Origin of the sequence: Oscillibacter sp. 1-3, assembly GCF_000403435.2 — a bacterium.
GTDB lineage: Bacteria > Bacillota > Clostridia > Oscillospirales > Oscillospiraceae > Oscillibacter.
In genome coordinates this window covers 271,604-284,505 of record NZ_KE159709.1, presented here as the reverse complement: position 1 = coordinate 284,505, position 12,902 = coordinate 271,604, and the positions used below count along the sequence as shown (strand labels likewise).

Sequence of the window (12,902 nt, the reverse complement as noted above, 5' to 3'; positions counted from 1 at the left end):
AAACTATTGCAATAGTTTATGCTGTTATACTATCACAGTAGTTTCTTCTTGTCAATACTATTTTACACATTTTTGCAGACCTCTCTCAATTCAGATCTGACCTATTTGGAAAAGGGGAACCGAGCGGCGTATGCCTCTCGGTTCCCCTTTATACCATCTCTTAATTAAAAAATATAATTAGGGCATGTTTGAAAAATAGAGAAGGCTGAGCTAAATCAACAAAATAGCGATAGAGGCGAGGTAACCAAAAGCAAGGAAAGACACATCTAACTTGTCATATCTGGTGGCAATCCTGCGAAACCATTTGAGCTTTTGAAAGAAGCATTCCACCAGATGGCGCTCTTTATATAACCACCAATCAACCGGCCATGGTTCAGAGATATTGCTCTGTGGCGGAATCACATAGCTGGCTCCCCGTGCTGAGATGTAAGCTCGGATTGTCTTTGCCCCATAAGCACGATCTGCTAATACATTGCTGCCGCTGATCTCTACCTGTTCCAGCAACTCAACTGCATTGACTGAATCATGGTCGCTCCCTGCAGACAGCATGAATTCAACCGGATTCCCCAGTCCATCCACAATAGCGTGCAGTTTTGTATTCAACCTGCCCCGGGTTTGCCCGATTGCCTTATCTGCCGTTTTTTCCCCCTCCGTTGGCACTTTCGTGAACCTTGATGCAGGTAGAGTCCAAGCTCAGGTTTTCCATATCCGCATCTGCGGACAATGTGCGAAATATGGTTTCCAATGTACCATCGTCCCGCCATTTGGCAAATCGGGCATACACAGACTGCCAAGGGCCATATGCCTCCGGCAATTCCCGCCACTGTGCTCCGCTGCGGACGCTCCAAAGCATCCCATTGAGCATGTTTCGATCATCTTTCCCTGGCCGGCCTCGTTTCCCCGTCCTTTCCGGCGGCAACAGAGCTTTTATGCGTTCCCATTGTTCTTTTGTCAATTCATACCGTTTCATGTCTCTATTTTCGCACTCGCCCTCAAATTGTGCAATATTTATTTTTCAAACAAGACCTAACCAATTTCTCCTTGTGATACTGGAAATAGCCTGGTTGGTCAAAGAGCAAATAGTATCACACAAACGCTCAACTGCTTTATCCAGAGCAGCAAATACTTCGTTATAGAATCCACGCTTTCGGATTTCTTTCCAAATCTGCTCAATCGGATTCATTTCAGGCGTATATGGCGGGATATACAGAAGAACGATATTATTCGGCACAATTAATCCAATGGACTTGTGCCACGCGGCGCTGTCACAGCAAAGCAAAATTACATTGTCAGGATATTGTTCGGATAATCGTCTTAAAAAGATATTCATACATGCGGTATTGCAATAGGGCATGATTAATAAGTATCCCTCGCCAGTCAGCGGCTCTGCAGCTCCATAGGCATAGCGATACTCCCGGATGTGGTGGCAAGGCACACTGGGACGAACCCTTTTTTCGCACCAGCAGTATTTTGGCTTGTTGACCCTTCCAAATCCAGCCTCATCTTGAAGCATTAAACGAATGGTCTTCCCTCTGTGGATAACTTTCAGATCTTGGACTGGGGTGTTAATTTTTTTGAGGCCGCAATTTCTTCCTCGCTGGCCTTCTTGGGGCGTTTGCTCCGGGGCATTACTTTGCGCCATCCGAGTCGGTGCAGCACAAAATAAATCCGTCCTGTGCTGATTGGATGATCTACAGCACTTTGATATGCTTTTGCTATCTCGCTGCTCTCCACCAGCTCTCCGGCTTCAGCCCAGGCCTTGAAGGGGGCAAGAATGGCCGCTTCTTCTGCACTCATATTTCGGTGATTGCCATCATAACGATTGCCGGAGATTGCCTCAAGTCCATATTTTCGATGCTTTGTCACTAACTGTGTCACATACGCTGCATGAAATACTGTTGCTGCTGCTACCTCTTTCGCGTTTGCTCCTTTGGCACGTATCTCCAATGCTTTCAATCTGGCCTCGGTTCGTTTATTCTCATTTTCTTTGCGTCTTTGCTCGATTGCCTTAATTTCTTCCTCGCTATTTTATATCCGGAAGCCATTTTCATCACCAGATTTATTTTAGCAGCTTAGAAAACTGCTCCGGGTGGGTATAGCCCAACACCAGGATTTCCCCCTTGATACCGCCCCGCCGCAGCTCTATCCCCTCCGTTACGGTTGCCACGCAGAAAGCTGTGATACCCAGGCGGTTCAGTTCTTTTGCAATTATCACCGCTCCGTGTCCGTAGGCGTTAGCCTTGACTGCTGGCATAAGGGCGCAGCGCGGCCCGATCCAGTTCGATCCAGGCCCGTCCTGTCTGAAAGGGGCGGGTTGGCCGGAGCCACAATAATATCTGTGACAGGAAGAAGCTGGAGACCCAGACCAGAATAAAAAGCATACTGGTGTTTTCCACCAGCAGGTCAGTAAGTCCGACTATCTTTGCAGCCCCCCGCACCAGCACAAGACACCAGAGATGGATCAGATACACCACTGTTGTCAACTGGCGTAAACTGCGCCGCTCTCCCTGATTGGCCTCCAACAGCAGAGAAAACAGAAATACCATCAGAAACGGGAAGAAGAAATACATACTGTCGTGCCTTTGAATACCTGACCGATGAAGTGCAAGCGCCTCCACGATTAATGCGGTCAAAGAGCATAACAGCCCAATCACGGAAATCTTTCGGCTGAATACAATCCCTTCCGCTCCCAATAGGAGGAACAGAGGGACATAGAAAAGTCCGTTTCGGGTGTAGTCAAATACTTGAAAGATACCGCTGTAAAAGGTGAAGAGAACAGGGATATTTGAGATTAGTCCATAGTAGCTCTCTCCGCCCAGCCCGATCAGATACAGCACCCCGGCAATCAGGATCGCCGCCTGTGGCTTGAAACGGCTGAGATAGTAGGCGATGGGTGTCCCCAACAAAAGGGCGGGGAGATACCAAAGATGATAAAAGCTGCCGTCAAAAATTACCCGGCGAAAAAAATCCGGCGATAGCTGTCCAGCGTAGTAGTTCAAAGGCAAGTACAGCAGTACGACTACACCGTAGAGCATCGCCGTCTTTGTCAGGAATTTTCCCGTAGAGCGCCAGTTCCCACGGGCCAGAAAATAGCCGCTGACCATAATGAAGAAGGGGACGGCCACCCGGCGCAGGACAGTCAGCAACCAGAGAAATTCGCTGTCAGCAGAGCGGGTGTGATTGGCTACCACAGGGATCACGGCAATCAGCCGGAAGTCGTCTAAGGCTGGAGACCTCTTTGCGTTCAGGCGGGATGCGTTCGTAACCATCATTGTTTCACCGCCAGTTCGATCAGAATGGAAATGACCTGCTCAAAGGACATTCCTGCCGCTTTCATCATATTGGGATAACGGCTATGGGCAGTAAAGCCGGGGATGGTGTTGACCTCGTTGAAAATCAGTCTGCCATCCGGCGTCAAAAACTGATCCACACGGGAAAAGCCCTGACAGCCCAGCGCACGGTATATCCGTTTGGCGTTGGCCTTGATCTGCTCTCGCTGTTCCATCGAGACGCGGGTGGGTACATGGATGGCGGAGGTTTCCAGGGTGTACTTTTCCGTGAAGTTGAAGAACCCCCCAGCCAGTTCAATTTCGTCCGGCTCTCCCACCGTCAGCGTTTCGTTTCCCAAGACGGCACAGCCCACCTCAAAGCCTGGAACGGCTTCTTCCAAAATGATGTGGTCGTCATATGCAAAGGCCAGCTCCAGGGCGGCAGGCAGTTGGCCCCGCTCCATGACCTTTGTGATCCCGTAGGAGGAACCGGCCCGGACGGGCTTGACGAACAGCGGATAGCCCAGCGTTTCCCCTTCGGCCAGGGCAACCGTGACCCCCATCCACCGCTCTAAAACGGCAGACCGGGGAACCGCCACCCCTGCGGCCTGGGCCAGCTTGTGGGCGCGGTCTTTGTCCATGCACAATGCCGAGGCCAGCACACCGCAGCCCACCAGCGGAATGCCCGCCAGCTCAAAAAGGCCCTGCACCGTCCCGTCCTCTCCGTTACGGCCATGGAGGACAGGAAATGCGGCGTCCAGGTGGACTTCCTGCATACCTTCCGACCCAAACACCAGGAGGGCCGGGGCGCTCCGATCATGGCGCATAACAGCGGGGACACAGGTTTCCACATTGTGCCAAGTGTCGCTTTCAATGCTGTCCACCGGGCCGGTATAGTGGAACCAATCGCCCGCCTGGGAAATGCCCACCATCACTGGCTCATACCGGCTTTTGTCCATGTGCCGGAGAACGGCGGCGGCGGATTGGAGGGACACCCCATACTCCGGGGAACAGCCGCCGAATAGGACGGCGATTTTCAGCCTGCTCATGCCTCTCCCTGCCTTTCCGCCAGATATTCCTCCAGGCACAGGCCCTTTTCGTACATTTCCGTGGCCGCTTCTACGCCCACATAGCGGTAATGCCAAACTTCCTCCGCCACGCCGGTGATTTCGGTTTTGCTCCCAGGATAACGGAAGATAAAACCGTACTTGTAGCTATTCTCCTGAAGCCAGAAGTAGAGGTCATAGGTGGCCCCGTTGATGTCCACCGCCAGCCCGGCTTGGTGTTCGCTGTATCCGGGAACAGCCACCCACTGCTTTGCCAGTTCTTCCGCTTCACTCTTGGAGTGTCCCTCACTTTGATATTTGGCTACCTTGTCTTGAAAGAGCTTCTGCTGCTTGGCCTGGGTGCGATAGCCGGACACCACCATCGGGAGCTGATCCCAATTCCCCTCTTTGGCCGCTTCCAGCATCTCCATCAGGGGATCGTAGATGCGTTCATCCACTTTCTCCCCGCCAGCTACCTCCACCAGATTGATCTCGTAGTTTTCGGGGATAGCGTTTTCATAATTTACTAGCACAAGATTCCAGTCGATGTCACTGGCCGTTGGCTGTGTGTTTTCAGCCAACAGGTCAGCCAGCGCGTTGTCCTGTGCCTGGGTCGTAGTCGGAGCGGATGTGCCCCTTACCGGCGTTTCTTCATCGGGCGTTTTTTCACCAAACGATAGAAAGACATAGGCGCAAATGGCCACCACCAACAGCGTCGCCACAATATCTCCCCAGGGAAACCGCTTCCGGCGGCGCTTTTGACTGCGGCGGGGGTGGTCATTACGGACTTGCATCATTTTTTCTTCCATCATAAAAAGCTCCTTTCAAACGTCGAGCAAAAGTGCCCCTGTCAGTATCTATTTTACTGGACAGAGGCACTTGGAACTTTAATATGAAGTTGTTTATTTCCTAAGAAAATCCTAATATAGTGGGGAGATTTAACTAATTTGCTTTTGACAGACAGACCGCAGCCTTGTGTCAGACAGTACCGTACCGCTCATGTTATGGCTGTCAACAGCAACCAGGAGTTGAAATGTGTGGGCGGTATCGTTTCTGACCTTCAAATCCAGCCAGCCCTCGGCCACCGCAGCGTCGATGCCCTGGGGAATACCGGGCATATTGAGATGGAGGTCAATTCCGTGGGTGTGCTGTTCTGTGATAGTCAGCGGGGTATGCAGAAACAGCCAGTACAAAAAGCTGCTCATTTGGCACAGCCCGCCCCCCGGCAAAAGCTGGAGCCGTCCATCGGACAGAACATATCCATTTTTATAGGCCGTTTCCTGATCTGCGCCCCGTACAGCGATCCAAAAGGAAAATGTTTCGCCGGGGGCGATGATAAGTTTATCAAGCACCTTCGCCGCCAGTTTGCAGTTGTAAGCCTTATTCTCCTGATAGGTCAGCTCGTAGCCCGTTTTATAGTTATAAAGAGGCCAGCTTGCATGAAAGAGCGGATAGGAAAGCGTGATGTCAGAGTGTGTTTCTGAATAGCGGTTATGGTCTAACCTCATTCCCATATAGTAACAGAATATCTTCTGCCTTTTCCGCAGCGGCAGCAGGCCAGGAAAAAATTGTGTCAACCGTTTTCTTCCCATGATGCGCTCCTTTCTGTTGTCGCTCTGACAAAGAAATGCTCCTGTCAGCATCATTCTACTGAACAGGAGCATGGAGTGCTTTAAGATGAAATTGATACATTCCTAAGAAAATATAGAGATTTTCCTAATTTGCCAGCGGTAAAGAAATTGTGAATGTAATGACATGATTTTTGCTGGATGCGCTGATCGCTCCGCCGTGGAGTGTGACGATCTCCTTGGCGATAGCCAATCCCAGCCCTGTGCCGCCTGTATCAGAGGAACGGGACTTGTCAGCCCGGTAAAATTTGTCAAAGAGGGATGCCAAAGCCTCGCTGGGAATATCTTCGCCGCTGTTCTGAAATTGGATGATGACCTCATGCTCTGCCTTTTCTGCGGAGATCGTGATTTCGGTGTGCGGGTAGCTGTACGATGCCGCATTTTTCAGAATGTTGCTGAACACCCGCGCCAGCTTTTCCGGGTCGGCCTCCACCGTCAGATCCTCGGCCAAATGCAGCGCAACCGTGTTCCCCCTGGGGGCAAAGACCGGGGACAATTCATCAGATAGCTGCACCAGCATATAATATAGGTCAATCGTTTCCTTGGACAAGGTAATTTGCTGGGAATTGTACCGGGTGATCTCAAAAAACTCGTTTATCATGGTTTCCAGTCGGTAAGCCTTTTCCAATGCGATATGGACACGCTTGGCCCGCTGTTCCGCAGGCATATTCGGTTCTTCTTCCAATAAATTGAGGTAGCCGATCACAGATGTGAGGGGCGTCCGAATATCGTGGGCCAGATACATAACTAATTCATCTTTCCGCTGCTCCGCCAGGGCCGTTTCCGCTTTTCGCTCCGCCAGCGTCCGCTTTACCGTGTTCAGCTTCCGCTCGAAGGGCAGCATTTCTGGCGACAGTTGGATTTGTTCTTCATCGTCAGCCAGTAACGCCTCAATGCCTTGGTTGACCTCGCTGAAATAGCCTGTCACCCATCGGAAAATCCGCACCAGCAATACCGTAAATATCAGCAGGACAGCGGCGGCAAAAAATATCTCTTTGTTACCCCGAAAATGGTCGCTGTAATAATAAAACGCATCTTCGTGTTTCATTTTGAAAAATGTTTCCAGCAGCCAGACAATCCAATCGCCCATTCGCTGTTTCCAAACAAACAGATAAAGCCCTACCACCACAGCGGCGGAGGTAACTGCGTTGACGCAGGCCCGCCGGATCAGTTTGGATTGAAAAGCAAGGTATTCGTCCTTTCGATCAGGTTTCAATTTTATACCCTACCCCCCATATCGTTTTGATAAACCTGGGCTTGTCCATGCTGTCCCCCAACTTTTCCCGCAGATGACGGATGTGGACGGTGATGGTGTTGTTGGATTTGCTGTAATACTCGTCCTGCCAGATTTTGTGAAACAGTTCCTCCGAGCTGACCACATTCCCGGCGTTCTCCAGAAGGATACGCAGAATAGAAAACTCCGTAGGGGTCAGCGTCAGCAGTTTTTCACCCAGGAAACAGGTGTGGGCTTTGATATTCATAGTCAAGTCGCCGCAGATGATGGTGTCTGCCGGGGCAGTGGGTGTTTCTATGCTGCCGGAACGGGCGGGGTTGTATTTCTGATACCGGCGCAGTTGAGATTTCACCCTCGCCATCAGCTCCAGAGGGCGAAAAGGCTTGGTTACATAGTCGTCCGCCCCCAGGGTCAGACCCGTGATTTTGTCTGTCTCCTCGTCCTTGGCCGTCAGCATGATAATGGGCCAGGTGTGCTTTTCCCGTATCTTCTGGCACAGCGCAAAGCCGTCTATTTCCGGCATCATCACATCAAGAATGGCAAGGTCAAGCTCCGTGGTGTTGATACACGCAAGGGCTTCCGTTGCCGAGTAGAACTTAAATACTGTATAATTTTCGCCGGTCAGATAGGCTTCGATCAGGTCGGCAATTTCAGCTTCATCATCTACAACTAAAATCCGATTAGCCATTTCACTTACCTCTTTTCTGTGGTGAATTTTAACCATTATATCAGATTTTCTTTTGCAGCTCCTTGTTTTTTCCATAATAATTTCTTAAGATTTTCCTAATTGCCCACAGCTTTTATTCTTTGTTTTATGCTATGCAAAATCTGAGCAGAAAATCTGCACTTCCGGGTATCATATTTTCCTGCCTGTACTCTGTTTTCTACCGACACGAAAGAGGGCCATCCAGCTTCCTGGACGGCCCCCTTTGAGTACTATTCGCTTACGCATAGAAGTTGACGCTGTTGGGGATTTCGACGAACATGTAACAGTAGGTGATGCCGTCGTACTGGGTCACGCCCACGCCGATGCAGTCGCATCTGGGGTCGATCATGGTCTCGAAGTGTCCCGGTGAGTTGATCCAGTTGTCGACGGCGCGCCGGGCGGCGGCGTCTGTGCCGGTGAACACGGTGAGGTTGTCACCGAAACCGTAGGGGTAGCCGGCGTCAGCGGCGGCTTGGCCCTCCTCTGCGGCGTGATGCCAGGTGTAGCGCCGGTCGGAGCAGGATTGGGCGGCGGTCATCAGGGCCTCGTTGACCAGCAGCTCCGACACGCCGTTGGCCTTGCGGGTCTGGTTGATCAGCCGGATCATCTCCTGCCGGATCTCCAGGTTGTCCGTCAGGCTAGCGCTGTCCATGCTGGCGGGAGCTTCCGGCGCGGCGGGGGCGGCGGAGCCGACCGTCAGCGTCATGCTCCCGCATTCCCCGGCGCTGTTGGATGCTGTGATCTCCGCGGCCCCCGCCCCCTTTGCGACAGCCACCCAGAAGGTCAGCACCTGCTCGACTGCTACCGTGTCTGGGTTGCTGGAGGTCACAGTGTAGTTTGCACCGCTGGGACCGATGATGAGGCCGCTACGCTCTCTCACCTCCAGGGTACTACCCTTGTAGCTGCCCACCCGGATGGACGGGGCCTCCACTGCGGTGGCGGGGATAGCGAGGGCAGTTGTAAGGATGCCTGCTGTCAGTGCAGCGATGATGCTCTTTTTCGTACTGGTCATTTGCATCTCCTCCTGATTTCTATATTTTGTGTAGGTTTCGCAAGTGACACAATACCGAAACAGGAAACGAAAGTCGATAGGGATAAACGGAGAAATACAGGGGTGAAAATCGAGCGTATTACACAGTGCTTCGTTGTGTTTGTGAAAGGTCTCTTTCGGTGCACCGGTTTTCTTGACCACATAATTAGCCACAGACAGACGTGGAGCACGTGGAAACACTGGTTTTAAATAGTGCCGAAGAGTAAATGAAAAGGAACAGAAACGCCTATAAACCATTAGAATTTGTATAAAAAACCTTCGCAGACCTCTTTGGATACACCGGTGCAGTCCATGGGCCTCCCAACATCGTCCATAAAGCCTTCGGCGAGTGTTTGCTCTCTGGTGGAGTTGCTGTCCATCTTCCCTTCTAAAGATGTTGTCAAGGGGGAATGTAGGATTTCGGTCAGGGATGCTCGAGTTTGACTAAAAATTGTTATTTAGATAAAGTCTCTATTTGGATTTTACAGATATTTCGATCTGCACAAGCGCATCTTCCACCCGCTCAATCACATTGTCATTGATAATGACTTCATAGGAGAACCCCGATAATGCAAGACCATGTTTTTCGACATAATCAAATATCCTTTGGTAGCAAAGCACAGGGCTTTCTGCTGCATCCCTATAAAATGCCCGTACATAATCCCCGGCAGGTTGTATGTGCAATCCATCTTTCTTTATGGGAAACGGAATTTCAATAAAAAGTTTGGAATAATCCTCGAATTCCCACCTTTGCAGACTATCTACTGCGATCATTGTACCATAAGAGGCATCATGCAGACGGCGAAGCTGATATTTTTTCGTTTCAGCAGTAATCATCTCTACCTGCTTTTCAAATGTAGTGTCCTGATTGATGTCTACGGTAACTAAACTGCGCTCATTTTTCTGCACAATGGTGATTTCTGATAAGTCCATCGTCAATAATGTCTGCATATTCTGGCGGTGGTAGGACAGCGTTTTCCGAACTGCTCTCATATGTGCCATGCTGCGGTCTAAATCTTCAATTTTTTCCTGTAAGAGCTGTTCCATGCTGGCGGCGGAGCGGTTTTTCATAAATGCTTGGATTTCATCAATCGGCACATCTAACTCCCGCAGCAGCAGGATTGTTTCCAGAATGGCACTTTGATAATAGCTGTAATATCTGTATCCATTTTCGGGATGGATGAACGATGGATGAAAAAGGCCGATTTCGTCGTACCACATCAGAGTTTTCTTATTGATTCCATGCAAAGCCGCAAATTGACCGATTGTGAGCAGTTTACTTTTTTTCTCCATTTTTCAAAATACCTCTTGACTGTACAGTTACTGTACGGATTATGATAGCACATATACCGGAGAAAACAAGGAAAAAAGGAGTATTATAATGGAAAACCAAAATGCTTATGACAAACCAGTCACATTGAGGAACATCCTCAAATTTGCAATTCCTACCATCGCAATGTCTGTCTTTATGTCCTTTTATACCATGGTTGACGGCCTGTTTGTATCAAATCTGATTGGGACGAGTGCGCTGTCCGCCATCAATCTGACAGCCCCGGTGATCCAGGTGGTGACAGCAATCTCTACCATGCTGGCAACCGGCGGAAGCGCGGTCATCATGAAAAAGATGGGAGAACAAAAGCCCCAAGAAGCCAAGGAAGATTTTACATTCTTGATTTTGGTGAATGTAGTGGTTGGCCTGGTTATGACCATGCTGGGTTATTCCCTAATGGAAACTATCTTCGGGAGCATGGGATTGTCCCCGGATGTCGCCAACTACTGTACTTCCTACCTCAGCCGCTATCTTGTCTTTACGATCCCGATCCTGCTGATGAACAATTTCACCCTCTATATGATTGCTTCTGAAAAGGCAACCTTATCCTTGGTCTGTTCCGTGTCGGGCGGTGTGTTAAACATTGTGCTTGACTATGTATTTATCGGCCTTTTGGATATGGGAATCAGCGGTGCGGCCATTGCCACAGGCCTGGGTTACTCTGTGACCGCTGTTGTCGGTTTGTTTGTATTCAGCCGCAAAAAGAGCCTTCTGCACTTTACAAAGCCCGCTTTCCGCTTCAAGGTTCTCGCAAGCGCGGCGACAAACGGATGCTCTGAAATGGCAACTGCGCTGGTCACAGGCATCATTACGATGATGTTCAACTGGACGATGCTCCATTATGTAGGTGAAGATGGCGTTGCCGCCGTGACCATCATCATGTATGTCCTGATGTTTGCAAGCTCCCTCTATACGGGGTATTCCTATGGTGTCGCTCCCATGCTCAGTTACTACTATGGCGAGAAGAATCACGAAAAGCTGAAAAAGCTGGTTTTCACCAGTCTGAAAGTCATTGGTGTCATTTCTCTTGTGACTGTGGCGGCGTCCTTTGCCGCGACCAAACCCCTGGTGTCCATTTTTGCCCGACCAGATAACCCGGTCTATGGTCTGGCAGTCACCGGAAATCGAATCTGCACCCTGGCGTTGTTCTTTATCGGCTTTAATATCTTTGCCAGCGGGATGTTCACCGCATTGTCCAATGGCATTGTCTCCGCAATCCTCGCCTTCTCCCGTTCCTTCGTGTTCATGCTGATTACCATGCTGATCCTGCCCACAATTTTGGGGGTAAACGGCATCTGGCTGGCGACCCCGGCAGCGGAACTAATGGCTCTGGCCTTGTCTGCATTTATGTTTGTAAGGTATCGGAAACGGTATCAATACTAAGGGGGTGAGGTCTTGAACGCAGAAAGCAACAACGTGAGTAAAATCGAGAGACACAAGAATTTTATTATCGACTTTCTATATTGGACGATTATTGCGGTCTGTGTTTTCATTGGTGGGAAGTATCTCCTGCCGATTCTTCTGCCCTTTATTCTGGCGTATGGAATTGCCTATCTTCTGAACAAGCTGATTTGCCGTATAGCCGGGGAAAGTCGCTGCAAAAGGGTTGCCCTTTCTATCCTCCTGACAGTTTCTTTCTATGTAATCGGCGGCAGTCTGTTGGCGTTAATAGGGATTGAGGTCTTTTCCGGCATAAAACAACTGATCTCCTTTTTCCCTACTGTATGCGATCACTTCATTTTTCCTATATTGGAGGATAGTTTTGCCTGGATAGAAAACCTCTTTCAAAGTGTTGATCTGGCTACACTGGAATTTTGGGAAAACAACGCGGAGGGTATCCTGCAAGCTCTGAATGACGGTGTTATGTCCATCACCAACGGCATACTGTCGGTCGCGGCTAGCCTGGTTTCTTTTGTCCCGTCAGCTTTCATGAAAACAGTCATCACAGTTATCGCAACCGTCTTTCTGACTATCGACTATGAAACGATACGCAGTTTTCTCTTGAGGCTCATTCCACAAAAACAAAAGCGACTGCTGAAAGAGGCGAAAGATTACCTGGGCGGTACGCTGTTGAAATGTATTGCTGCATACGCCGTAATTTTTCTGATTACCTTTTTGGAACTTTGGGTTAGTCTAACGCCTATAAAAATTCCATATTCAATGACAATTGCACTTATTGTTGCCTCTTTAGACATTCTTCCAATCCTGGGAACCGGAAGCGTACTGATTCCGTGGGGGATTATTGCCGCTATCAACGGAGAATTAGCAATGGCAGCCAGCATTATTCTTATTCTTCTATATATTGTAATCACTATCATAAGGAACGTGGTAGAGCCAACGTTGGTCGGGAAACAAGTTGGCCTGCACCCAATGCTGGCATTAGGCCATGTTTGAAAAAAGTCAAAACGCCCAAATGGTGGATCTTTATCCGGCACTCTGCGTTAAATTTTCTTGCCGGGCGTCAGCCCGCCTGCAAAAATTTGCCTTGATTGGCGAAAAAATCTCTCGCCGTTGGGCATTCCGCCTTTTTTCAAACAAGGCCTAGAACGGCTGAAACCCGTGAAGACTTCCGCATCCGTTTTCCCTTCGGTCCCGCGTCCAGCGGAGCAAGTCGAAACCAAAAACGAAGAAACTCCCATCATAGCGCAGTCTTCGCCGG

At 49.8% G+C, this 12,902-nt stretch carries 13 protein-coding genes and 2 pseudogenes; 2 read left to right on the top strand and 13 right to left on the bottom strand.

The features are described 5' to 3' along the window. Nucleotides 1-210: 210 nt before the first annotated feature. The 12 genes and pseudogenes from C816_RS22865 to C816_RS13885 form a co-directional block, all read right to left on the bottom strand. Nucleotides 211-970, bottom strand: a pseudogene (locus C816_RS22865) (IS5 family transposase). Between the two features lie 45 nt (nucleotides 971-1,015). After that, nucleotides 1,016-1,642 (bottom strand): IS630 family transposase, encoded by a 627-nt coding sequence (locus C816_RS22860; RefSeq protein WP_081646360.1) that lies wholly within the window; start codon nucleotides 1,640-1,642, stop codon nucleotides 1,016-1,018. Then, nucleotides 1,546-1,956, bottom strand: coding sequence for a winged helix-turn-helix domain-containing protein (locus C816_RS13925; RefSeq protein WP_155979020.1), 411 nt, complete (start codon nucleotides 1,954-1,956; stop codon nucleotides 1,546-1,548). Before C816_RS13925 ends, C816_RS22860 begins: the two co-directional genes overlap by 97 nt. Nucleotides 1,957-2,059: 103 nt before the next feature. Next, on the bottom strand, nucleotides 2,060-2,254 hold the full coding sequence (locus C816_RS23770) for an alanine racemase (RefSeq protein ID WP_016323042.1): 195 nt from the start codon (nucleotides 2,252-2,254) through the stop codon (nucleotides 2,060-2,062). After that, nucleotides 2,235-3,269 (bottom strand): acyltransferase family protein, encoded by a 1,035-nt coding sequence (locus C816_RS23765; protein WP_242832221.1) that lies wholly within the window; start codon nucleotides 3,267-3,269, stop codon nucleotides 2,235-2,237. The genes C816_RS23770 and C816_RS23765 overlap by 20 nt, the downstream gene beginning before the upstream one ends. Continuing rightward, nucleotides 3,269-4,318 (bottom strand): D-alanine--D-serine ligase VanG, encoded by a 1,050-nt coding sequence (gene vanG, locus C816_RS13915; RefSeq protein ID WP_016323040.1) that lies wholly within the window; start codon nucleotides 4,316-4,318, stop codon nucleotides 3,269-3,271. Before vanG ends, C816_RS23765 begins: the two co-directional genes overlap by 1 nt. Then, nucleotides 4,315-4,866: pseudogene (locus C816_RS13910) on the bottom strand (D-alanyl-D-alanine carboxypeptidase family protein); the annotation flags it as partial. The gene vanG and the pseudogene C816_RS13910, both read right to left, overlap by 4 nt. 387 nt (nucleotides 4,867-5,253) lie before the next feature. Next, the gene (locus tag C816_RS13905) at nucleotides 5,254-5,961 is read right to left on the bottom strand and encodes a VanW family protein (RefSeq protein ID WP_196803642.1); all 708 of its coding nucleotides are present in this window, start codon (nucleotides 5,959-5,961) and stop codon (nucleotides 5,254-5,256) included. A 70-nt stretch (nucleotides 5,962-6,031) separates the two neighbouring features. Then, entirely contained in the window at nucleotides 6,032-7,165 is a 1,134-nt protein-coding gene (locus C816_RS13900) for a sensor histidine kinase (protein ID WP_305809364.1), read from the bottom strand. After that, nucleotides 7,149-7,865: a VanR-ABDEGLN family response regulator transcription factor gene (vanR, locus tag C816_RS13895; RefSeq protein ID WP_016323036.1), complete on the bottom strand. Its 717-nt coding sequence runs from the start codon at nucleotides 7,863-7,865 to the stop codon at nucleotides 7,149-7,151. Before vanR ends, C816_RS13900 begins: the two co-directional genes overlap by 17 nt. Nucleotides 7,866-8,121: 256 nt before the next feature. Beyond that, the gene (locus tag C816_RS13890; protein WP_016323035.1) at nucleotides 8,122-8,895 is read right to left on the bottom strand and encodes a CAP domain-containing protein; all 774 of its coding nucleotides are present in this window, start codon (nucleotides 8,893-8,895) and stop codon (nucleotides 8,122-8,124) included. Between the two features lie 489 nt (nucleotides 8,896-9,384). Further along, nucleotides 9,385-10,206, bottom strand: coding sequence for a MerR family transcriptional regulator (locus C816_RS13885; RefSeq protein WP_016323034.1), 822 nt, complete (start codon nucleotides 10,204-10,206; stop codon nucleotides 9,385-9,387). 88 nt (nucleotides 10,207-10,294) lie between these two features. On the opposite strand from C816_RS13885, the gene C816_RS13880 reads away from it, so the two are divergent. Then, nucleotides 10,295-11,626, top strand: a complete 1,332-nt coding sequence (locus C816_RS13880; RefSeq protein ID WP_016323033.1) for an MATE family efflux transporter — start codon at nucleotides 10,295-10,297, stop codon at nucleotides 11,624-11,626. 12 nt (nucleotides 11,627-11,638) lie between these two features. Next, nucleotides 11,639-12,637: an AI-2E family transporter gene (locus C816_RS13875; RefSeq protein WP_016323032.1), complete on the top strand. Its 999-nt coding sequence runs from the start codon at nucleotides 11,639-11,641 to the stop codon at nucleotides 12,635-12,637. Nucleotides 12,638-12,684: 47 nt separating this feature from the next. Here C816_RS13875 and C816_RS24550 read toward each other — a convergent pair. Continuing rightward, the coding region (locus C816_RS24550) for a hypothetical protein (RefSeq protein WP_207636943.1) at nucleotides 12,685-12,902 on the bottom strand (218 nt) is incomplete at its 5' end.

Coding starts and splice junctions, on each gene's coding strand:
- C816_RS13880 (WP_016323033.1), top strand. CDS start 10,295: ATGGAAAACCAAAATGCTTATGACAAACCAGTCACATTGAGGAACATC.
- C816_RS13885 (WP_016323034.1), bottom strand. CDS start 10,206: ATGGAGAAAAAAAGTAAACTGCTCACAATCGGTCAATTTGCGGCTTTG.
- C816_RS22860 (WP_081646360.1), bottom strand. CDS start 1,642: ATGGCGCAAAGTAATGCCCCGGAGCAAACGCCCCAAGAAGGCCAGCGA.
- vanR (WP_016323036.1), bottom strand. CDS start 7,865: ATGGCTAATCGGATTTTAGTTGTAGATGATGAAGCTGAAATTGCCGAC.
- vanG (WP_016323040.1), bottom strand. CDS start 4,318: ATGAGCAGGCTGAAAATCGCCGTCCTATTCGGCGGCTGTTCCCCGGAG.
- C816_RS13905 (WP_196803642.1), bottom strand. CDS start 5,961: ATGATGCTGACAGGAGCATTTCTTTGTCAGAGCGACAACAGAAAGGAG.
- C816_RS13890 (WP_016323035.1), bottom strand. CDS start 8,895: ATGACCAGTACGAAAAAGAGCATCATCGCTGCACTGACAGCAGGCATC.
- C816_RS23770 (WP_016323042.1), bottom strand. CDS start 2,254: ATGCCAGCAGTCAAGGCTAACGCCTACGGACACGGAGCGGTGATAATT.
- C816_RS23765 (WP_242832221.1), bottom strand. CDS start 3,269: ATGGTTACGAACGCATCCCGCCTGAACGCAAAGAGGTCTCCAGCCTTA.